General features: G+C 73.2%; 22 protein-coding genes. 8 read left to right on the top strand and 14 right to left on the bottom strand.

The features are described 5' to 3' along the window. Positions 1 to 9: 9 nt before the first annotated feature. Positions 10 to 717, bottom strand: a complete 708-nt coding sequence (locus AC3CCI_RS05920) for an alpha/beta hydrolase (RefSeq protein ID WP_488628382.1) — start codon at positions 715 to 717, stop codon at positions 10 to 12. A 98-nt stretch (positions 718 to 815) separates the two neighbouring features. Here AC3CCI_RS05920 and AC3CCI_RS05915 point away from each other — a divergent pair, with 98 nt between their 5' ends. After that, positions 816 to 1364: an NUDIX hydrolase family protein gene (locus AC3CCI_RS05915; protein WP_354594365.1), complete on the top strand. Its 549-nt coding sequence runs from the start codon at positions 816 to 818 to the stop codon at positions 1362 to 1364. A gap of 138 nt (positions 1365 to 1502) precedes the next feature. Further along, a complete protein-coding gene (locus AC3CCI_RS05910) occupies positions 1503 to 2471 on the top strand; it encodes a type IV toxin-antitoxin system AbiEi family antitoxin domain-containing protein (protein ID WP_488628381.1) in 969 nt (322 codons plus the stop codon). A gap of 55 nt (positions 2472 to 2526) precedes the next feature. Here the strand turns inward: AC3CCI_RS05910 and AC3CCI_RS05905 are convergent, their stop codons facing one another. The 4 genes from AC3CCI_RS05905 to AC3CCI_RS05890 all read right to left on the bottom strand — a co-directional run bounded on the left by AC3CCI_RS05905 (position 2527) and on the right by AC3CCI_RS05890 (position 6593). Next, positions 2527 to 2832: an EthD family reductase gene (locus tag AC3CCI_RS05905; protein WP_488628380.1), complete on the bottom strand. Its 306-nt coding sequence runs from the start codon at positions 2830 to 2832 to the stop codon at positions 2527 to 2529. A gap of 229 nt (positions 2833 to 3061) precedes the next feature. After that, the gene (locus tag AC3CCI_RS05900) at positions 3062 to 4972 is read right to left on the bottom strand and encodes a DEAD/DEAH box helicase (protein WP_354594362.1); all 1911 of its coding nucleotides are present in this window, start codon (positions 4970 to 4972) and stop codon (positions 3062 to 3064) included. Positions 4973 to 5456: 484 nt separating this feature from the next. Then, positions 5457 to 5840: a hypothetical protein gene (locus AC3CCI_RS05895; protein ID WP_488628379.1), complete on the bottom strand. Its 384-nt coding sequence runs from the start codon at positions 5838 to 5840 to the stop codon at positions 5457 to 5459. A gap of 96 nt (positions 5841 to 5936) precedes the next feature. After that, the gene (locus AC3CCI_RS05890; protein ID WP_488628666.1) at positions 5937 to 6593 is read right to left on the bottom strand and encodes a DUF1684 domain-containing protein; all 657 of its coding nucleotides are present in this window, start codon (positions 6591 to 6593) and stop codon (positions 5937 to 5939) included. A 173-nt stretch (positions 6594 to 6766) separates the two neighbouring features. On the opposite strand from AC3CCI_RS05890, the gene AC3CCI_RS05885 reads away from it, so the two are divergent. Beyond that, the gene (locus tag AC3CCI_RS05885; protein ID WP_056259843.1) at positions 6767 to 7270 is read left to right on the top strand and encodes a nucleoside deaminase; all 504 of its coding nucleotides are present in this window, start codon (positions 6767 to 6769) and stop codon (positions 7268 to 7270) included. A 276-nt stretch (positions 7271 to 7546) separates the two neighbouring features. Here AC3CCI_RS05885 and AC3CCI_RS05880 read toward each other — a convergent pair whose 3' ends face one another. Beyond that, positions 7547 to 8035: a hypothetical protein gene (locus AC3CCI_RS05880; RefSeq protein WP_354594360.1), complete on the bottom strand. Its 489-nt coding sequence runs from the start codon at positions 8033 to 8035 to the stop codon at positions 7547 to 7549. 155 nt (positions 8036 to 8190) lie between these two features. Here AC3CCI_RS05880 and AC3CCI_RS05875 point away from each other — a divergent pair, with 155 nt between their 5' ends. Together AC3CCI_RS05875 and AC3CCI_RS05870 are read left to right on the top strand one after the other, a co-directional pair. After that, positions 8191 to 8787 (top strand): hypothetical protein, encoded by a 597-nt coding sequence (locus AC3CCI_RS05875; RefSeq protein ID WP_354594359.1) that lies wholly within the window; start codon positions 8191 to 8193, stop codon positions 8785 to 8787. A gap of 49 nt (positions 8788 to 8836) precedes the next feature. Next, positions 8837 to 9142, top strand: a complete 306-nt coding sequence (locus AC3CCI_RS05870; protein ID WP_354594358.1) for a DUF427 domain-containing protein — start codon at positions 8837 to 8839, stop codon at positions 9140 to 9142. Between the two features lie 171 nt (positions 9143 to 9313). Here the strand turns inward: AC3CCI_RS05870 and AC3CCI_RS05865 are convergent, their stop codons facing one another. The 8 genes from AC3CCI_RS05865 to AC3CCI_RS05830 all read right to left on the bottom strand — a co-directional run bounded on the left by AC3CCI_RS05865 (position 9314) and on the right by AC3CCI_RS05830 (position 16510). Then, positions 9314 to 9958 (bottom strand): CGNR zinc finger domain-containing protein, encoded by a 645-nt coding sequence (locus tag AC3CCI_RS05865; protein ID WP_354594357.1) that lies wholly within the window; start codon positions 9956 to 9958, stop codon positions 9314 to 9316. 88 nt (positions 9959 to 10046) lie between these two features. Further along, entirely contained in the window at positions 10047 to 10502 is a 456-nt protein-coding gene (locus AC3CCI_RS05860) for a SprT-like domain-containing protein (protein WP_354594356.1), read from the bottom strand. Positions 10503 to 10523: 21 nt separating this feature from the next. Continuing rightward, on the bottom strand, positions 10524 to 11783 hold the full coding sequence (locus AC3CCI_RS05855; protein ID WP_488628378.1) for a hypothetical protein: 1260 nt from the start codon (positions 11781 to 11783) through the stop codon (positions 10524 to 10526). Between the two features lie 178 nt (positions 11784 to 11961). Next, a complete protein-coding gene (locus AC3CCI_RS05850; protein WP_354594354.1) occupies positions 11962 to 13170 on the bottom strand; it encodes a PQQ-dependent sugar dehydrogenase in 1209 nt (402 codons plus the stop codon). 121 nt (positions 13171 to 13291) lie between these two features. Beyond that, a complete protein-coding gene (locus AC3CCI_RS05845; RefSeq protein ID WP_488628377.1) occupies positions 13292 to 13696 on the bottom strand; it encodes a flagellar assembly protein FliW in 405 nt (134 codons plus the stop codon). Further along, complete coding sequence (gene flgL / locus AC3CCI_RS05840; RefSeq protein ID WP_488628376.1) at positions 13693 to 14577, bottom strand: flagellar hook-associated protein FlgL; 885 nt, start codon at positions 14575 to 14577, stop codon at positions 13693 to 13695. The genes AC3CCI_RS05845 and flgL overlap by 4 nt, the downstream gene beginning before the upstream one ends. A gap of 3 nt (positions 14578 to 14580) precedes the next feature. Further along, positions 14581 to 16005 (bottom strand): flagellar hook-associated protein FlgK, encoded by a 1425-nt coding sequence (gene flgK, locus AC3CCI_RS05835; protein WP_354594351.1) that lies wholly within the window; start codon positions 16003 to 16005, stop codon positions 14581 to 14583. Between the two features lies 1 nt (position 16006). Beyond that, positions 16007 to 16510: a flagellar protein FlgN gene (locus AC3CCI_RS05830; protein WP_354594350.1), complete on the bottom strand. Its 504-nt coding sequence runs from the start codon at positions 16508 to 16510 to the stop codon at positions 16007 to 16009. A 478-nt stretch (positions 16511 to 16988) separates the two neighbouring features. Here AC3CCI_RS05830 and AC3CCI_RS05825 point away from each other — a divergent pair, with 478 nt between their 5' ends. The 3 genes from AC3CCI_RS05825 (at position 16989) to fliD (ending at position 20657) form a co-directional block, all read left to right on the top strand. Continuing rightward, entirely contained in the window at positions 16989 to 17810 is an 822-nt protein-coding gene (locus AC3CCI_RS05825; protein WP_354594349.1) for a sigma-70 family RNA polymerase sigma factor, read from the top strand. A 115-nt stretch (positions 17811 to 17925) separates the two neighbouring features. Further along, positions 17926 to 19095 carry a flagellin N-terminal helical domain-containing protein gene (locus tag AC3CCI_RS05820; RefSeq protein WP_354594348.1) on the top strand — a complete coding sequence of 390 codons (1170 nt, stop codon included), beginning with the start codon at positions 17926 to 17928 and terminating at the stop codon, positions 19093 to 19095. 167 nt (positions 19096 to 19262) lie between these two features. Beyond that, complete coding sequence (fliD, locus tag AC3CCI_RS05815) at positions 19263 to 20657, top strand: flagellar filament capping protein FliD (protein ID WP_354594347.1); 1395 nt, start codon at positions 19263 to 19265, stop codon at positions 20655 to 20657. The last annotated feature ends 1 nt before the right edge of the window (position 20658 follow it).

Genomic DNA, 20658 nt, shown 5'->3' with positions numbered 1-20658 from the left:
CGGGGTCGGTCAGTCGGTCGGATCGGTCGCCGTCACGGACGCACCGGCCTCGACGACGGGTGCCGCCGTGACCCGGCCGATGAACGCGTTGAGGTCGTCGAGCTCTTCTTGCGAGACCCCGTGCGCCAGCCCGGGGTAGACCGTCTGCTCGGCGTCGGCGTGCGACTCGAGCCAGGCCTGGGTGCGCTCGACCGCGTCGACCGGGATCACCTGGTCGACGTCGCCGCGACCGAAGAACACCAAGGGGCGCACGGCGGCCAGGGCCTGGTCGCGGGTGGCTGCACGCTCGAGCGCGTCGTCGTCGCCCGCGGCGGGGACCACGAAGCCGGCGAGCACGGCGGCGAACGCGAACCGTTCGGGTGCGTGCCGCAGCAGCTGCAGCGACAGCGAGCCGCCCTGCGAGAAGCCGAGCAGGCTGACGCTCGGGTGGGCGTCGGGCAGGGTGTCGAGCCAGGCGAGGACGGCCTCGGCCGCGTCGTCGACGGCCCCGGGGTCGGGTGCGCCGGGCGTCGAGAGCGGGTACCACGAGAAGCCGTCGCCGTGGGGCAGCGGAGCCCGCAGCGAGGCGGCCACGAACTGCTGCGGGAGGTAGGGGGTGAGGCCGATCAGGTCGCCCTCGTGCGAGCCCACGCCGTGCAGCAGGACGAGCAGCGGTCGCCCCTCGCGCTCGGCCTCGACGGCGGACCACTGGACGAGGGACGGGTCGATCTGCACCATGGGCCGAGCCTAGCGACGGGTGCCGACATCGGGGCCGGTGCTGTTCGCCCGTAGCGTCACGCCCCACGATCGCCCCGCGGGACCGGTAAGAATGGCGCATGAGTTCCGTGCGGACACCCGACCCCGACCCCAATCCCGGCTGGCTCTCGGAGGACGAGCTCTTCCACGCGCGGCAGCACCTGCCGATCCTCTACGTCGAGGCCGTGCCCGTGCGGACCGACGGCATGGGGGTCGTGACCGAGGTCGGGGTGCTGCTCCGCGCCTCCGACGAGGGGTCGATCTCGCGCATGCTCGTCTCGGGCCGCGTGATGTACGGCGAGAGCCTGCGCACCGCGCTCTTCCGTCACCTCGAGAAAGACCTCGGGCCGATGGCCTTCCCGCAGCTGCCGCCGTCGCCCGTGCCGTTCCAGGTGGCCGAGTACTTCCCGCTGCCCGGCTCGTCGGTGTACACCGACCCGCGCCAGCACGCGGTCTCGCTCGCCTACGTGGTGCCCGTCACGGGCACCTGCGACCCGCGGCAGGACGCCCTCGAGCTGACCTGGCTCACGCCTCACCAGGCGGCCTCCGACGAGGTCGCCGCCGAGATGGAGGGCGGCCGCGGCTCCCTGCTGCGCAGCGCCCTCGCCTCGGTCGGCGCCCTGCACTAGGCGCTCGGACCCTAGGAAGTCGCTCAGACCCGTGTGCGCGAGCCGGGGTGTCGGCGACTTCCTGGGGTCTCGGGCGGTTGTCCACAGGCCGGCGGCTGCGCGAGGCGCGCGTCGCGACGATCGGTCAGGCTCGAGTCCGTGCCCACCTCCGACGACGACCTCATCCGACGGACGACCTGGCTGCGCGGTGGTCGTGACGACCACGAGCTCCGCCGCCGTGCTCGCGTCGGCGAACTCGTGCGAGTCGCGCCCGGGGCCTTCGTCCCCGCGTCGACCTGGGCCGGGGCCGACCCTCGTCAGCGACATGCCCTGCGGGTCCGGGGCGTCGTCGGCCGGCTCACGTCGGACGTCGTCGTCTCGCACGAATCGGCACTCGCCCTGCACGGGTTCCCCCTGCTCGGGCGGTGGCCCGAGCGCGTGCACGTCGTCGATCGGCGACGAGCCCGCACCCTCACGTCGTCCACGCTCGTCCGTCACGCCGCCGACCTCCCCGCCGCGGACCTGACGAGCAGATGGGGCATGCCATCCCTCGTCCCCGTCCGTGCCGCCCTCGACGTCTCGCGGACCCGCGACCTCCGTGGCGGACTCGTGGTGATCGACCACGGGCTCCGATCGAGGTCGTTCCGTCGAGCGGACGCGCGGACGTACCTCGAGGCCCGCGCGACCTACAGAGGGACGCGCGTGGCGGCTCTGGCCCTGGCTCTCGCCGACCCGCTCTCGGAGTCGACGGGTGAATCACTCAGCCGGGCAGGCATGTACGAGGCCGGACTCGCCCGACCGGTCCTGCAGAAGAGGTTCCACGACGGCGACGGATACATCGGCCGGGTCGACTACTGGTGGCCGTGCTGCGGGGTCGTCGGAGAGTTCGACGGCCTCGTCAAATACCTCGGCCGCACCGAACGTGGCGGCAGGACGCCCGAACAGGTCGTGGTCGACGAGAAGCTCCGCGAGGACCGCATCCGTGCCGTGCCCGGGGTCCGTGGTTTCGCCCGATGGACGTGGGACGAGGCGCTCAAGCAGCGGCCCATGATCGACAAGCTGTCCGCTGCCGGCCTGGCCCGCTGTTCGCACGGGCCGTGGATCGCCGAGACCCCAGAAAACGGCTGAGACCCCCGCGCGCGCACGGGGGTCTCAGCGGTTTCGTGGGGTCTGACGGGGGCCGCTACTGCTCGATGTCGGAGAAGAGCGCCGTCAGGCCGGCCTCGCCGAGGGCGAAGACGGTCGGGAAGAACTCGGCGGCGTCGGGGCCCGCGACGGCGGCGCTCGCGGCGTCGTAGTCGGCGAAGTACAGGTCGAGCGTGCGGTAGGCGGGCGTCTCGGTGCCGTCCTCCTTCGGCCAGACCTTGGCGGACTCGACGCGCTCGAGGCCGGGCAGCTTCCGGGCCAGCGCGAGCGACGCGGGGTAGTCGGCCTCGAACGCGGCGGGGTCGGTCGGGTTGTCGTAGACGATCGTGATCTTGGTGGGCACGGGTCGGCCTTTCGTCGAAGGATGGCGCGGACCGTCGGCGGTCCGATCGTCACCCAACCGGCCGAGTCTGTGCGCAGGCTGCACCTGTCCACGAAACGAACGACCCCGGTCCGGGCGCCGCGACCCGAGCGTTCGGGTGCGTCGTCCGGACCGGGGTCGGTCCGTGTGTCAGAGCTCAGGAGGCGCGGGTCGTCCCGTCAGGACGGCCCACCCCACCGGCACGGTCGCCTCAGCGGCCGCCGCGCTGGCCGCCGCCGGTGCGGGCCTTGCCGCCGACGAGGCCGCCCACCTTGAGCGAGCCGGGACGACCGCCCTCGGAGGAGGCGCGGCGTCCGCCGGAGCGCTGGCCGCCACCGCGCTGGTCGCCGTCGCGCGAGCCGCCGAGCGACGCGGCGAACTCCGCCTGGTCGTTGCGGACCGCGTTGGTGCGGCTCTGGCCGCCGTCGCTCTGGGTGCCGCTGCTCTGGGCGCGGCGACCGGTCTGACGGGTGCCCCGGGTCTCGTCGCGAGCACCGTCGCGGCCGCCCCGGGCGTCGTCGCGGACCGGGGTCACGGCACCACGGCCGGACTCGGTCGAGTAGAAGGTCGAGGCGCCACCGCGCGGGGCGGCGTCGCGACGCGCACCGTCACGGCCACCCTGGCGGCCGCCGTCACGCGAGCCCGCCGAGCGACCGGCACCGGCACCGGCGCGACCGGCCTCTGAGCCGCGACCCGCGCCTCCCTGGCCCTGTCGGCCACCGGCGTCGGGACGACCCGAACGGTCCTTGCGGGCGATCGGGGCCCCGGTGCTGTCCTGACGGGCGGCGCGCTTGCGCTGGGCGTTGGCGCCCTGCGAGCGTCCGCCGCCACCCTGCTGCTGCTGGACGGCAGCCTTGGGCGAGGGCTTGACGTACGCGGCGACCTGCCCGACGAGGGCGTCGACCTCGGGGGAGTTCGGCGTCACGGCGGTGATGGTCGGGCGGATGTCGGCCTTCTTCATCAGCTGGGCGACGTCGCGCTTCTGGCTGGGGATGACGAGGGTGACGACGTCGCCCTCGGCTCCGGCGCGGGCGGTGCGGCCCGAGCGGTGCAGGTACGCCTTGTGCTCGGTCGGCGGGTCGACGTGGATGACCAGCTCGATGTCGTCGACGTGCACGCCCCGGGCGGCGACGTCGGTGGCGACGAGCACGCGGGCCGAGCCGTCCTGGAAGGCGGCGAGGTTGCGGTCACGCTGCGGCTGCGAGAGGTTGCCGTGCAGGTCGACCGAGGGGATGCCCGACTCGGTCAGCTTCTTGGCGAGCTTCTTCGCGTGGTGCTTCGTGCGCATGAAGAGGATGCGGCGGCCCTGGCCGCTCGCGAGCTTCTGGATCAGCGCGTTCTTGCTGTCGACGTCGGGCGTCTCGAAGACGTGGTGGGTCATCTTCGCGACGGGCGAGTTGGCCTCGTCGACCGAGTGCAGCACCTCGTCGTGCAGGAACTGCTTGACCAGCTTGTCCACGCCGTTGTCGAGGGTCGCGCTGAAGAGCAGGCGCTGGCCGTCGTTCGGGGTGGCCTTGAGGATGCGCGTGACGCCGGGCAGGAAGCCCAGGTCGGCCATGTGGTCGGCCTCGTCGAGCACGGTGATCTCGATGGCGTCGAGCTTGACGAAGCCCTGCTTCATGAGGTCTTCGAGGCGGCCGGGGCACGCGATGATGATGTCGACGCCGGCCTTGAGTGCCTGCACCTGACGGTTCTGCGAGACGCCGCCGAAGATCGTGGTGGTGCGCATGCCGTAGGCCTCGGCGAGCGGGGCGAGCACGGCGTCGATCTGGGTGGCGAGCTCGCGGGTCGGGGCGAGCACGAGGCCGAGGGGGCGACCGGCGCGGCGGTTGCCGCCGGCCAGCTTGCCGCCGAGGCGCGCGGCCATCGGGATCGAGAAGGCGAGGGTCTTGCCCGAGCCGGTCTTGCCGCGGCCGAGGACGTCGCGGCCGCCGAGGGTGTCGGGCAGCGTGTCGACCTGGATCGGGAACGCGGTGGTCTTGCCTTCGGCGGCGAGGGACTTCACGATCGGGGCGGGCACGCCCAGCGAGCTGAAGGTGACGGCGTCGGCCGTCTCGTCGACGGTCGTGGCGTCGGTGTTCTCGGCGGCGGCGTTCGCCTGGTCGAGGGTGTTCGTTGACATGTGGTGCACCTTTCGGGGCATCGGTGTCGAGCCGGGCCGAGGCTGCCTGACCACCTGGTCGTGCGCTGTCACGTCGGGGACGTGCTCGCACGAGGGGCAGGGCAGTGCCGGGAGAACGGCTGTCGTAGCCGGGCTCGAGGTGTGGCGACGGTGCAGGTGTGCACGATCGTTTCGCCGCAGAGTGAGCTTCGCGCGCCTGCTGTTCTGCCTGGGTGTGTGCCAGGACGGAGAGGCGGTGAGGGGCGTGCTACGACGCAGGGAGCCGATCGGACCGGCTCGCAAGTGACCCCAGCCTAGCGGCTGTGGCCCGAGAACGCGACGGGTGTGGTCTGCACGGGTGTGCAGGGCGCGTCACGCCCGTGTTGCGGACGAGCCGAGGAGGCGCGGGTCGGGCCCTCAGGTCGCCTCGCCGACGCCGAGCCGCGCCACGCCGCAGGGCCGCGGGTGCGCTGTGTGCGACTCCGCGCCTCCCGGCGTCCGTCATCTAGGAGAACAGGCCGCGGATCGCCTTGCCGAGTGCCGTCCGCCGCCGGTGCCAGCCGTGGGCCTCGAGGGTGCGCTTCACCGGGCCGACGACCTCGGCCGAGTTGAAGCGGTACGAGCTGCTGACCGATCCGCTCTGGCGCTGCATCCCGGTCTCGGACCGTTTGTACTCGGACGTCTCAGGGATGAGGGTGATCCGCAGCGAGTACGACTGCTCCCGGCTGCCGAACGGGCCCGAGGCCTTGTCGTAGACCCAGGTGAAGACGATTCGTCCACCCTGGATGCTGGTGGTGAACGGATGCTCGGGTCGCGAACCGAGGTCGAGGAGGGCCTGCGTCACGACCTCGGGGCTCGACGGAGTGGCGGGTGGCGTCGTCGAGGTCATGACTCGACGCTAGTCGACTCCGTCGGGCGGGTCGACCGGTCGGTCTGGGGTGTCACGACGCGGTCGACACGTGGTGACGTCGCGTCGTCGTGCGCCTCAGTGCGCGCGCCCGTACCGTTCGCCGACGGGGATCTCGACCGCGACCGTGTTGCCCGGCTGCGCGAGTGGGCACGCCCAGGCGGGGTCGTAGGCGCAGCTCGGGTTGTAGGCGAAGTTGAAGTCGAGCACGATCGTGCCGGGCTCGCCGCCGGCCCCGAGGTCGGCGCCCTTGACCGAGTCGATCAGGTAGCGCCCGCCACCGTACGTGCCGCCGGGCTTGCCGGCCAGGGCGTCCTTGACCGGGATGAACAGGCCCCCCGCGTACTGCGCCAGCTTCCACACGTCGAGGCGGCCGACGCCGGGCACGTCGACGACGCCGACCAGGTCGAACAGCACGTCGCCGTCGGTGCCGGTCTCGACGACCATCCGGCGCGGCTCGGCGGGCTCGACGGCGACCTCGAAGCGCCAGGCCGGGTCGTAGGGCTTCGTCGGCAGGCCGGTGAAGTCGGGGCGGTCCTCGGGCAGCAGGGGCGTCGACGGGTGCGTCGAGAACAGCTCGTCCCGGGTCCGTCGCCACAGGTCGTGCGCCGCCGCCAGATCGGTCGCCTCGCGCACGTCGCGGTACAACCCGTGGATCGTCCGTCGCCACGACGCGATGTCGAGGGCGCCCTGGGCGGGCGTCGGCACCGTGTTCTCGGCCGTGGTGTCGGCGATGCTGTCGGCGGTGCTGTCGGCGGGAGACGAGGAGGTGCTGGTCGGGTCGGTCACGCCTGCCACCGTACGCAGGCGGTCACCGCCGCGCCCGTGGCTCCCTCACAGGTCGGGCACCCGTCCACAGCCTGGCGTCCCGGCCCCGGGGGTGGGCGACCCCTGGCTACGCTCGCCCCATGACGACCGACACCACGACCACCGACCCCACCGTCACCCCGGCAGACCTGGTGCAGTTGCACCGCGCGATCGAGGTCGCGCAAGATGCCCGCGACCACGGCAACCACCCCTTCGGCTCGCTGCTGCTCACGGCTCGTGGCGACGTCGTCGAGGCCGAGAACACCGTCGTCACCGAGGGCGACCCGACCGGCCATGCCGAGACGAACCTCGTCCGGCTCGTGGCGCAGCGCTTCGACAAGCCGACGCTGAAGGCCGCGACGCTCTACACGAGCACCGAACCGTGCGCGATGTGCGCCGGGGCGATCCACTGGGCCGGCATCGGCCGGGTCGTCTACGCGCTCGCCGAGCAGCAGCTGCTCGGCATGGTGACCGAGCAAGAGGGCGAGTCGACCCTCGACCTGCCCTGCCGCGAGGTCTTCGCCCGGGGCGGAGGCGCGGTGTCGGTGTCCGGCCCGGCCCTGTTCGACGAGGCGTCAGCGGTGCACGCCGGCTTCTGGGGCTGACGTCGGATCGACATGCGGGTCGACGTGCGGGTGACCCTGCCGTTCGGCGCGCACCCCCTGCCTAGGCACATTGCTCGACGCCGCTCGAGGGGGTGTCGAGGGGCCGACCGTGGGTGACCCCTCCGTTCGGCGCGGACCCCCTGCCTAGGCACGTCGTCGGACGCCGCTCGAGGGGGTGTCGAGGGGCCGACCGTGGGTGACCCCTCCGTTCGGCGCGGACCCCCTGCCTAGGCGCATTGCTGGACGCCGCTCGCGGGGGTGGGTGCTGGCCGACGGTCAGGCGTGCTTCGGGTGGGTGGGGGCGCCGCGCCAGGTCGGAGCGAGGGCCTTCATGCGCAGGGCCCTCCACTGCCAGGTCGCCCAGAGTCCCGGCCAGAGCAGCAGGCCCAGCGGGCCGGCGTGGAACTCGAGGCGGTCGCGCAACAGCGTGTGCCCCGCGCCGTCCGGGACGACGGCCATCCGGTGGTTGATGCGCATGCGGGCGAACTGGCCGCTCGTCCCGCGTCCGGTGTCGCGCTGTATCCACGCTCCGTCACGTTCGTGCCAGTCGAGGTCGACGTGCGTGCTGCCGAGCGGCAGGACGCCGAGGATGCTCGCCGACACGGGGTGCGCCTCCTCGGTCCAGCGGTCGGGGAAGCCGGACGGCGACTCGGACCGGTAGACCACGAGCGGCTTCGTCACCGCGACCATCACGCGGGGGTCGCGCAGGGCGTCGGTCGCGACGTCGACGGAACAGGCGAGGCGGAGCTTGAGCTGCACGTGCATGCACCGATCCAACTCCCGCCGCCTGATCGGGGCCACCGCCTCCCTTCGTCACGCAGTAGGCGGGTCGACGTCGCCGGCGGTGGGTCGGCACGTCGGTCCCGTCACGGCGCGTCACGCACTCGCGACGGGGTGGTGGGCCTGCCTAGGCTGGTCAGATGAGTCCGCACGGCCAGCAGAAGTACCAGGTGAGGTTCGACCACGGCGTGGCCGGGGCGGCCCGCGTCGCGTCCGAGGCTCACGTGGTCGTCGTGGTCGACGTCCTCGACGGCCACGGCACGCTCAGCCGTGACGAGACCGTGCGGGCGGTCGCCGACCTGGCCGAGGTCGGCGTCGACGCCGACGTGCTGCTCGTCACCGGGGCGGGCGCCGCCCCCGACGTCGCCCGGCACGTGGTCGGACGTCAGGCCCGTCGAGGTGACCGTGCCCTCGTCGCGATCGTCGCCGCCGGGGCCGTCGAGGCCGACGGGTTCCGGCCCGCCGTCGAGGACCAGCTCGCCGCCGGTGCGGTCGTCGACGCGCTCGCCGCGGCCGGCATCGACTTCTCGTCGCCCGAGGCCGCCGTCGCGTGCGCCGCGGCCGGCGCCCTGGCCCGGGCGTCGTCGCACCTGCTCACGGCGTCGGCCTCGGCGGCCGAGCTGGTGGAGACCGGCCGGGGCGACGTCGTCGAGTCGGCCCGCGCCTCCTCGTCCGGTGGGGGCGCCCTCGTCGTGGCCCGAGTCGGTTCCCCCGAGGAATCAACCCTGCCGGCGTAGCGTTGCAGCGACAGCGACCCTGACGTCGCCCCGACCCGCAGGAGGAATCATGAAGGCAGTGCTCACCGACGGAACCGTCGTCGCCGAGGCCCCTAAAGACGAGCTGATCTCGATCGAGGGCAACTGGTACTTCCCGCCCGCGAGCGTCAACACCGAGCTGCTCACCGAGAGCCCCACCCAGTACCACTGCCCGTGGAAGGGCGACACCCAGTACTTCAGCGTGAAGTCGGGCGACGACCTGCTGCAGGACCGCGCCTGGAGCTACCCCACGCCCATCCCGACGTCGTTCGACCGCGTGGGCAAGGACTACTCGGGCTACGTCGCCTTCTGGAAGGACGTCTCGGTCGTCGACTGACGCTCGACGCTGGACGGCACGCCGCCACGAAGTGAACATCCCGCCACGGCATCTCGTGGCGGGATGTTCAGTTCATGGCGCAGTGGCGCAGGGCAGGGCAGGGCAGGCAGGACAGGGCAGGGTAGGGCCGGGCGGGCCCGGGGGGTGACGTCGACCCACTCGGCGGAGGCCTCAGCCGCGCGCGGCCCGCGCCCGGTGCGCCCGCACCTTCGCCCGGTTGCCGCAGCGCTGCATCGAGCACCACCGGCGGCTGGCCGCCCGCGACTCGTCGTAGAAGACGAGCCCGCACGCCTCGTTCGAGCACCGACGGAGGCGCGAGTCCGGTCCGCCGCCGAACCCCACGGTCGTGAAGAGGGTCACCGCGTCGCGCGCCACCGACGCCATCGCCTGCCCGAGCCGAAGGCGCCCGGCCCCGGCCTGGCGTCGGCCGCCCTCGAGCGACGGCGGGACGTCCGGCAACGCCGCGAACAGGTTGAGCGTGTCGACGTCGTCGGGGTCGCTCGAGGTGCCGTCGGTCGCGGCCACGGCGAGTCGAGCGATCGCGTCGCGCAGGCCCCTGGCGTCGGCGAGTTCGCGGTCTCCGGCCGAACCGGCGATGCCGTCGAAGCGCTCGCGCGTCCAGTCGTCGAGGTCGGCCGGCAGCAGCAGGCCGTCCCACGGGGTCGACCCGTCGGCCGGCAGGTCGAGGCCCGACTCGGGGCCGAAACGGGACCCGGCCCGGAACCCGCCGAGGTACGCGAAGTCGAGGCTGAGTGCTCCCGAGTCGAAGAACCACCGGGTGTCGGTGTCGGATCTGAGCCACTGTCCGGTCTGCACCTGACCACCCTAACCGGTTACGCGCCTCCTGGGGTCTCCGACGGCCCGTCACCGGCCCGGCCGCGACGTCGTGCCAGGAGGCGCGGCGTCAGACCGCGCGCTTGGTCCAGGTGATCAGGTGCGCGGGGTCGTACCTCCGGGAGCAGCGCCCGCAGGCGAGCGGCCGGGCCGGCTGGCGGTACCGGTAGTGCTCGTGCCCCGCGGGGCAGACGCCGACCCACGGGGCGAGCTCGCTCGCGATGGCGCCGTCGTGCAGGCGCGAGCCGACGTAGCCGAGGTCGGTCGCCACGGCCTTCCACCTCGGCCCGTGCCCGGCGCGCGATCCGGCGAGTGCGTGCGCGACCTCGTGCAGCAGCACCTGGTGGATCTCGTCGTCGTCGTAGCGACCGGCGAGGTGCCGCGAGACCGTGATGCGCTTCGTCGTGTAGTTGCACAGGCCCGCGCGGGTCTTGGCGTTGTCGAAGCCGAAGCTCCAGACGGCGGGGTCGAGGTGCAGGTCGATGAGCGCGGCGGCCCAGCGCCGCACCCGGTCGAGGTCGGCCACGTCGAGGTCAGGAGGCGCGGGTCAGCGACGCGGGAACGGCCAGGTGGTGGGCTCGTCGTCGCGCGGCAGGCCGTCGACCACGCCGGTCACCCCGGTGCCCCCGGTGCGGGGTCGGTCGCCGCCGGGGCGTGCGTCGCCGTCGGTCGGACGCTGGGCGGCTCGACGCTCGGCGTCGAACTCGTCGGAGTCGCGGTCGCGGTGACCCGCGGCGCGCTCGGCGAGGTGGCTGATCTTGCCCCAGAGCCCGCCGTCGCGCGGGGCGGCGGGAGCCGTCGCGGCCACCTTCTCGGCCCGGGCGGCCGCGGCCTCGGCGACGGGGGACGCGGCGGCCTCGTCGGGCATCGACTCGGGGTCGAAGCTGATCGCGGCCGTGCGCGCGGGGTCCATGGGCGGACGGGCCGGCACCGCACCGTGGTCGTCGGTGGAGGCGGACGCGGAGTCGGAGTCGGAGTCGGCGGCTGGCTCCGACGACGCGGCGGACGCGGCGGCCGCGGCCGGGGCCTGCGAGCCCCCGTAGAGCCCGGCGATGCCGTCGAAGCGGGGGACCTGGACGCGGCCCTGGGCGGCCTGCGCACGGGGGGCCGGGGCAGGCGGGGACGCGGGGGCGAGCGGTCGGACCGGCACCGGGTTGGTGTCGCCCGCGGCCGGGGCCTCGAGACGGGGCTGGGGACCGGTGTCGCTCAGGTAGGCGCGCATGACGCCCTCGATCGCGACCCGCAGCCCGTCGGTGCGGTCACGCGGGGCACCGGACGCCTCGTAGGCCTCGAGTGCCTTCGCGAGGGTCTCGCGGGCTTCTTCGTTGCGACCGAGGTCGTACAGCGTGTAGCCCTCGAGCTCGGCGGCGGCGGCCTCGAGCTCTCGCCATTCTTCGGTCGCGGAGGTGATGCGACTGGTGTGCAGGTCGTTCAGGGCGCGGTCGAGCTTGCCCTGCTCGCGGAAGATGTGGGCGCGACGGATGCGCGCAGCCGTCGAGTCGGCCCTGTCGCCGGTGAAGTGGGCCAGGCGGAAGGCCTCCTCGGCGATCGCCAGGGCCTCGTCGAGTCGGCCGAGCAGGCGCAGCAGGTCGGCTCGCTCGCCCAGCGCGTCGGTGCTGCGGCTCTGGCCCAGGGCGGCCAGCCGGGCCTCGGCGGCGGGCACGTCGACGGCCGTGCGCAGGCTGATCGGGTCGAATCCGCCGGCGCCTCCGATGCCCCGGACGACGGGCGCGGCGAGACCCGGCGGCACGGTCTGGGGGCGGGCGCTGCCGGGTGCTGTCGTGTCGGGTCGGTCGTGCTGGCTCATCGAGTACGAGGGTAACCGCCCGGCCCCCGAACAGGCCGCGCGGCACGCAGCGTGTGGGGGAGTGTCGGGGCCGATGTGCCGGACCCGACCCGCGTGTCGTGCGCCCACCGTCGCGATCCGCACCCGGACGTCGGGCGCCGGTGCGGTGCGGGAGGCGCGGCGCGGTGGGGGCGGGACGCTACGGCAGGGGGGTGAGGGGGACGCTGACGATGCGGTCGTCGCCGTCGGACGGGGCTCCGCGCCCGTCGGTGTTGTTCGTGACGAGCCAGAGCGTGCCGTCGGGCCCGGGCAGGACGTCGCGGATGCGGCCGAGCGAGTCGGCTCCGGTGAACAGCTCGGTCGGCTGCGCCTCGGAGCCGGGGGCGACCTGGATCTCGAAGAGCTTCTCGCCGCCGAGCCCGGCCAGGTAGAGGGTGGTGCCGACGGCGGTCAGGCCGCTGGGGCTCGCGTCGTCGGTCGACCACTGCAGCACGGGGTTCGAGAAGCCCTCGACCTCGCCCCGGCCCTCGACCTCGGGCCAGCCGTAGTCCGCTCCGGGCTCGAGGGCGTTCAGTTCGTCGTAGGTGTCCTGGCCGAACTCCGCGGCCCAACCGGCGCCGGTCGCGTCCCAGGCGATGCCCTGCGGGTTGCGGTGACCGAGCGTGTAGACCAACGACCCGGGGGTGGGGTTGTCGTCGGGCACGCCGCCGACCGGCGTCGCGCGCAGGATCTTGCCGCCGAGCGAGCCGGGGTCCTGGGCGTTCGGTCGCTGGTTCGCGTCACCCGTCGTCACGTAGAGCAGGCCGTCGGGGCCGAAGGCGATGCGGCCCCCGTCGTGGTTGCGCGCCGCGGGGATGCCCGTGATCACGGCCTGCTGCTCGCCGAGCCCGTACGAGCCGGCCTCGCCCGTGATCGGTGCCCGCACCACGCGGTTGTCGTCCGCGGTCGTGGCGTAGGCGTAGAGGTACGACGGCGACCCGGCCAGGACGGCGAGGCCGAGCAGGCCGCCCTCGCCCTCGTGCACGACCCCGTCGATCGAGCCGACCTCGCGCGTGCCGCCGTCGGCGAGCAGCTCGAGCACCGTGCCGGTGTCGCGCAGGCTGACGAACGACGACCCGGTGTCGAGTCGGACGACGGACCACGGGGCGGCCAGCCCGGTCGCGACGTCGGTGGGCTCGGCGTCGGCCGCGACGGTCACGCCCCCCGTGTCGGTGCCGGCGGCGACCGGGCCGGGGCCCGCGACGGCGGCCGGGTCGGTCGGGGTCTCGGACGCCGGGCGGGTGGCGGCCTGGCCGCCCGAGACCGGGGCGTCGGCCCCGGCGGTGCAGCCGACGAGCAGGACGGCGGTGACCGCCGTCATCGCGCCGACGGCGAGCCGGTGCCGAGTGGTGCGGGGTGTCGTGGTCATGGTCGCGCCTCCTGCCGTCAAGGCAAGCGGACGTTCACGCCGACCGCACCCGTCGTCACCACACCGTGACCGGCTTCGCAGCCCGCGCCCAGACCGGCCGTCGGCGCGGCCCGGCGTCTCGCTACGGTCGGGCGCTGAGCTCGGCGCGCAGCGGCCAGTCCTGGCCCTCGAGGATCAGTTGCGCACCGGCTCCGGTCCGCGAGTTGACGACGATCGGGGCCAGCAGGTTGACCGTCATGCCGGTCGCCGCGGGCGTCGCCACGACGAGCAGCAGGGCCTCGGCGGGGTCGTGCAGGTCGAGGGCGTCGGTCTGCTCGTCGGTCACGACCGGCGAGTAGTCGGGCAGGTGCACCGACGCGTCGAGCACGAAGAGTCGCGTCTCCGAGTCGGCGGCGCGGAGGGCGAACAGGCCGGTCGCACCCTCGATGCGCTCGAGGGAGAAGTCGACGAGCGGTTCGAGGCCGAACGGAGGCGCGGTGAACGAGACGACGGAGCCGCTGACCTCGCGTGCTGCCTGCGCGCTCATCGGAGGAAGTCCATCAGCGAGGGCTGCAGCACCTTGGCGGTGACCGCGAGGGCCGCCTGGTACGACGTGTTCTGCATCTGCAGGTCGAGCACGGCCTGGCCGAGATCGATCTCCATGATGCCGGCGCGGTGCGCCTCGAGCGTGGTCTTGGTGTCCAAGAGGGTGTCCTCGGCTCTCAGGATCTGGGACTGTCGTGCCCCGATGTCGGACTGTACGCCGCGCAGGGACGTCAGCCGGGCGTCGACCTCGGTGAGCCGTGGGCCCACGTCGACGCCGGCGCGGAGGTCGGTGGTGATGCGGTCGAGCAGGCTGAACACCGAGTCGTCGCCGGTCCCGAAGGCCGCGGCGCCGTCGGCGTCGACCCGGACGCTCGTCTCGCTGCCGACCTGCCGGGTGACGGCTGACCCGGGGGTGCCGGTGAAGCTGGCGTCGGCCCGGAAGGCCACGCCCGCGTCCGAGGTGCCGGCGAAGACGCTGCGTCCGGCGTAGGTCGCGTTGGCGCGGGTGAGCAGGTCGGACCTCAGGCCGTCGATCTCGGTGGCGATGGCGTCGAGGGACGCCTGCGACTGGGCACCCGTGTTGGCGCCCTGCACCGTGAGGTCGCGGACGCGCTTCAGCACGTCGTCGGCGGCCGACAGCGCCGAGTCGGCCGTCGAGAGCCACGCGTTGGCGTCGCCGGCGTTGCGGCTCCACTGCACGTTCGCCGCCTGGTCCGCCTTGACCCGCAGGGCCTCGGCGGTGCCGGTCGGGTCGTCGGACGGCTTCGAGATGCGGTCGAGGGTCGAGGCGCGTTCCTGGGCCTCGGACACCCGGGCCTTGCTGACGGTCAGGTGCCGTTGGGCGTCCAGGACGGCCATCTGGTTGGTCGTGCGCGTGATCATCGGTTACCTCCCGACCCGTCCCATGCCGTTGATCAACGTGTCGAGCATCTCGTCGATCGCGGTCATGACGCGGGCGGCGCCCTGGTAGGCGTGCTGATAGGTGAGCAGGTTGACGTTCTCCTCGTCGAGGCTGACCCCGGCCGTCGAGAGCTGCCGGTTCTTCGCCGACGTGGCCGAGAGGTCGGTGAGCGTCGATCGGTCGGACTCGGTCTGCGCGACGGCCCCGACGGTGCTGACGATCGCACCCCAGGCGCGGTCGGGCGAGCCGGTCGAGAGGCCGATCTGGCCGACGGCGCGGGCGACCGAGCCGTCGAGGGCGCCGCCCGTGCCGTTGCCCGAGGCGATCGTCGCGGCACCCGTCGGCACGACGGTCAGTCCGCGGGCCGCGGGGACGCCGGCCGTGAACGCGAAGAACGCGTGACCGGTGGTGCCGTCGGCCGTGGTGCCGGTGGCGTGCACCGCGTTGACCTGGGTCGCGAGCTGGGTCGCGAGGGCGTCGTAGCTGGCGGCCGCCTCGGCGAGGACGCCGCCGGCGCCGCCGGGCTCGGCCGGGGCGAGCACCGACAGCGATCCCGCGATGCTGCCGCCGTCGAGCGAGACGGCGTCGCCGGGACGGTGGGTCCACTCGAGCGACACCCCCGCCGTGGCGGTGCTCAGGGTGTAGTCGCCCGTCACGCGCACCTGGCGGGCCGAGTCGCCCGACACCAGGGCGTTGCCCCCGACGACGACGTCGAGCGTGCCGTCCGCGTTGTCGCGCACCGTGCCTCCGGCGAGCGTGGCGATCTTCTCGGTCAGCACCGAGCGGGCGTCCACCAGCTCGTTGGTGCTGACGCCCTGCTGCTGGGCGGTGCGGATGCGCACGTTCAGGTCGGCGACCTGGGTCGCGGCGGAGTTGAGCTGTGAGGCGAGGCCGTCGAGCTGCTGCCGTTGGGCCGTCCACTGGTCGTCCACCGCCTTGTAGCCGCTCGCGAGCGTGCCCGCGATGGTCTGCGCCTGCCCGAGCAGCACGGCGGCGGGGGCGGCGGCGGAGGGGTTGTTCGAGACGTCCTGCCAGGCCGACCAGAACTTCGTCAGCTGCGTCGCGAGCCCCGTCGTGCTCGGCTCGTTCAGTGACGACTCGAGGGCGGCCGTGACCGAGGCCCGCACGCCCTGGTAGCCGGCAGCACCGGCGGCGCCCCGCACCTGGGCGTCGGCGAACCGGTCGCCGATGCGGGCGATGCCGTCGACCGACGCGCCCTGGCCGGGCTGGACCCCGGTCGAGAAGAGGCCGACCCGTGCGGCGGCCTCGACGGAGGACTGCGTGACGCGCTGCCGTGTGTAACCGTCGGTGTTGACGTTGGCGATGTTCTGCCCGACCACGTCGAGGCCGGTGCGGGCGGCCGTCAGCCCCCGGTACGCCGTGTTGAGGCCGCCGAACGTGCTGCCCACGTCAGAGCCGCCCGTCGAAGAGGTGACCGCCGGAGGCGCGGGCCGAGTCCACGTGGCCGGTCCGGCCGGTCGCGTCGTACGTGGCGGTCGCGGGGCCGGTCGACGCGGTGGCCAGGGTCTCCTGGGTGGCCCGGGCGGCGGCTCGGAGGAACCGCTCGTTCTCGTCGCGCAGCTGGGCGATGCGTCCGGTCAGCTCGGTCATGGCCCGTAGGTGGGCGCTGAAGATGTCGCCCCACGGGCCGGCCGGGGCGGCCGAGACGATCTCGCGCAGCGGGGCGTCCTCGTCGGTTCCCCACTCGCGGGCGACGGCCGACACCTCGACGCTGCGCTCGAGACCTGCCGAGCGCAGGCGACCGAGCACCTGTTCGACCTCGCGGGTGGCGTGGTCGACCCAGCGGCTGCGGCCCGCGGTGAGCAGCAGCTGCTCCTCCTCGAGCTTGAAGGTCAGCAGCTCGAGCAGCTCGCGCTCTCGCCAGAGCAGCGCGGAGAGTTCGTTCGCGCCCATGGGGGCCTCCTCGGTCGGGGCATCGGGTGGTCGGTGTACGGCAGGTCGTCGGCGAGGAGTGCCTGACGTCCTCTGCACCGGTGACTATCGGCGGAGGCGCGGTGGGCGTTAGCGGCCGACCCGAGCGTCCTCACGGCGGCGCCTAGCCTGAACCACCGCTCGAAGGAAGGGGCGTTCCGACCCAGTACGGGGGTGGAGGTGCGGGACGTGCCCCCCGAAGGGATGACGGCCGTTCCCCCGCACTGGGGGCACCCCCGACCTGCCGCTGCCCCCCTGCTCATCGATAGCGTTGCAGAGCAGCGACGGGCCCCCGACGGGCCGCCGCGGCAGCACCACCCGCGGTCCCGCCGTCTCCTACGCACGGCGACCCGCGCCTCCTCGGCGAACCCTGTCGACGTGCCCTGATCAGAGGGCACTTCGTCGCGCCCGGAGTCACGATCACCGGACCCGAGAGGTCCCCTTCGCACTGGGAGTCGCGATGAACCGCACCGAACGAAACGCAATGGTGGTGGAGAACCTGCCGCTGGTCGGCTACCTCGTCTCCGAGGTCTGCGCCCGCGCCACGCACCTGTCGCGTGACGACCTCGCGTCGGTCGGTGCCGTCGCCCTCGTCCAGGCCGCGGACGCCTTCGACCCCACCCTCGGCATCCCGTTCGGCGCCTACGCCCGCACCCGCATCGTCGGCGCCTTCGCCGACGACATGCGTTCGGGCGACTGGGCCAGCCGTGGCACCCGCAAGCGCATCAAGGAGACGCTCGCCGTGCAGGAGGCGCTGACCGCCTCGCTCGGGCGCACCCCCAGCGTCGACGAGGTCGCCGGCGCCCTCGGCGTCGACCGCCAGACCGCGGCGGACGCGCTCACCGACGCGGCCCGCACCGTCTCGGCCCTCGACGACACCGTCGCCGACCACCTGGCCGCCGACCTGCCCCTGCCCGAGGAGAACCTGCTCGTCTCGGAGCGCAGCCGCTACGTGGCCGCCGCCGTCCAGGCCCTGCCCGAGCGCATGCGCCTCATCGTCGAGGGCGTCTACTTCGGCGACCGGACCGTCACCGAGATCGCCGACGAGCTCGGCATCACCCACTCGGCCGTGTCGCAGCAGCGCACCGAGGCCGTCCGCCTGCTGCGCGACGCCCTCGAGGCGCACTACGCCGACGACCCCGACGTCGAGTTCACCCCGGTCTCGAAGACGGCTCCCGCCCGTCGCAGCGCGTACCTGTCGCGCGTCGCGACCAACGCCGCCGTCGGCATCGCCCGGGCCATGCGCGAGCCCGAGGCGACCACGGTCGCCACCGCGGTCTGAGACCGCCGAAAAAACTTCTGCGGCTGACTAACAGCCGCGGTCGGCCGGCCGACAGTAGCCGGTGTCAGCCCACGGACGGGCAGACGAACACCACCCAGTCACGGAGGAGAACACCATGGGTATGCAGATCAACACCAACCTCGCGGCCAACAACACGTACCGCAACCTGAACGCCACGCAGAACGACCTGTCGAAGAGCCTCGAGAAGCTCTCGTCGGGCCTCCGCATCAACCGTGCCGCTGACGACGCGGCCGGCCTCTCGATCTCCGAGGGCCTGCGCTCGCAGGTCGGCGGACTGACGGTGGCCGCGCGCAACGCCCAGGACGGCATCTCGGTCGTGCAGACCGCTGAAGGTGGCCTCACCGAGACCCACTCGATCCTCCAGCGCATGCGTGACCTCGCCGTGCAGGCCGGCAACGACTCGAACAACGCCGACTCGCGCAAGGCCATCACCACCGAGGTCTCGGCCCTGCAGAAGGAACTGACGCGCATCTCGGCGTCGACGAACTTCAACGGCACGAACCTGCTCGACGGCAGCAAGAGCTCGCTGAAGTTCCAGGTCGGCGCCAACAGCGGCACCGACAGCCAGATCAGCGTCGACCTGTCGAAGGCCAACGTCTCGGCCATCGCGAACAACCTGTCGGGTGGCGACCTCGCCAAGACCGGCTCGTCGTTCGACATCGCCGACATCGCGGCCGTCGCCGGCAAGCAGACCTTCAGCGTCACCAACGGCAACGAGACCAAGACGATCACGACGGCCGACCTCGGTGCCGCCGGGACGTTCGACAGCGTGCAGGGCTTCGCCGACGCGCTGACGAAGGACGCCGACTTCTCGGCCAACTTCTCGGTCTCGGTGACCAAGGACGCCAACGGTGCCGGCACCGGCATCGTCGTCACCGCCAACAACGGAGGCGCGGTCAGCGTCGCCGACGACGCCGGAACGGGTGTCGTCGCGGGTGCCGCCGGTGCCACCGTCACCGGTGGCCTGAAGTTCGACACCGCCGAGAACGCCCAGGCGTCGATCAAGCTGCTCGACGCTCAGATCCAGACGGTCTCGACCGCCCGGTCCGAGCTGGGTGCCGTCCAGAACCGCTTCGAGCACGCCATCAACGTGACGAACGTGGCGAAGGAGAACCTGACGGCGGCCGAGTCGCGCATCCGCGACACCGACATGGCGGAGGAGATGGTCAAGTACACCCGCTCGAACATCCTCAGCCAGGCCGGCACCGCGATGCTCGCCCAGGCGAACCAGAGCACCCAGGGCGTCCTGTCGCTCCTCCGCTAGTCGGAGAGCGTCCCGGCGACCGCTCCCAGCGGTCGCCGGGCGACACCCGGGCCTGACGCGTGACCGGCACGCGGCGAGTCGAGAGCTGATCCTCTCGCTCGCCGCGTGCCGGCCGCGTCGCTCGTCCCCGCCGTCCCTCGACACCCGACCCGCGACAGGAGCACGACATGGCCACCCTCGGCATCGACGGCCTCGCGAGCGGGCTCGACACCACGACCCTGATCAACAACCTGATCTCGATCGAGGCGACGCCCCAGACCCTCCTGAAGAACAAGGTCTCGGCCGCGAGTGCCTTCATCACGTCGATGCAGACGCTGAACGCCCAGGTCTCGGCCCTCGCCGACACCGCCAAGACCGCGGCCAAGCCCGCCTCGCTGCAGGCCTTCACCGCGACGAGCAGTGCCACCTCCGTCACGGCGTCGGCCGGGGCCACGGCCGCCGCCGGCTCGATCGAGTTCGTCGTCGGCACCACGGCCCAGGCGAAGACCGCGGTCACCGCCGCGATGACCGCCTGGCCCTCCGAACCCGCCGTCCTCACCTTCACCTCGGCCGCCGGCAAGGCCGTCGAGGTCACCGCCGCCTCCGGCTCGCTCGACGACGTCGTCAGCGCCGTCAACGCCTCGGCCGCCGGCGTCACCGCCCTGAAGGTCGCCTCGGGCAAGGACGCCTCGGGCGCCGTGCAGTACCGGCTCCAGCTCACCTCGACCGCGACCGGAGCGACCGGCGACTTCTCGGTGCACCGCGGCACGGCCGCCGAGGTCGCCGCCGGGACCGCCCCCGACCTGCTGACCGAGCCGGGTGCCGCCGTCGTCAAGACCGCCCGCGACGCCTCGCTCACCCTCTACGCCGGCACCACCGCCGAGCAGGTCGTGACCAGCTCGTCGAACACCTTCGCCGACCTCCTGCCCGGCGTCTCGGTGACCGTCTCGGCCGCCGCGGCGACGGCGACCCCGGTGACCGTCACGGTGGCGCGCGACACGGCGACCTCCGGCAAGGTCGCCTCGGGGCTCGTGTCGAGCCTCAACGCGGTGCTCTCGGCCATCTCGAGCGGGCAGGCGACGACGACCAGCACGAGCGCGACCGGTGCCACGACGGTCAAGGGCGGTGCGTACACCGGCGAGTCGTCGGTGCGGGCCGCGCAGACGGCACTGCAGTCGGCGGCCTCGGCCCCGATCGACGGCCGGTCGCCCTCGTCGATCGGCATCAGCATCTCGCGGGACGGCACCTTCGCCTACGACGCCGACAAGTTCCAGGCCGCCCTGGCCGCCGACCCGGTCGGCACGCAGTCGATGATGAGCACCCTCGCCGACCGGATCGCGGCCGCCGCGACGAGCGCCTCCGACAAGACGACCGGCACCCTGACCCAGGTGATCACCGGCCAGCAGTCGGTCGTGAAGGACCTCGGCGTCCGCATCGCCGACTGGGACCTGCGCCTCACCGCGAGGCGGGCGACACTCCAGACCACCTACAACAACCTCGAGGTCAAGCTGCAGTCGTTGCAGGCGCAGTCGACCTGGCTCAGCAGCCAGATCACCTCCCTGACCGCATCGACGAGCAGCTGAC

Source organism: Frigoribacterium sp. CF331, from assembly GCF_057787905.1.
Note: the sequence above shows the minus strand (reverse complement) of the source record. Positions and strands in the feature narration are given on the sequence as shown.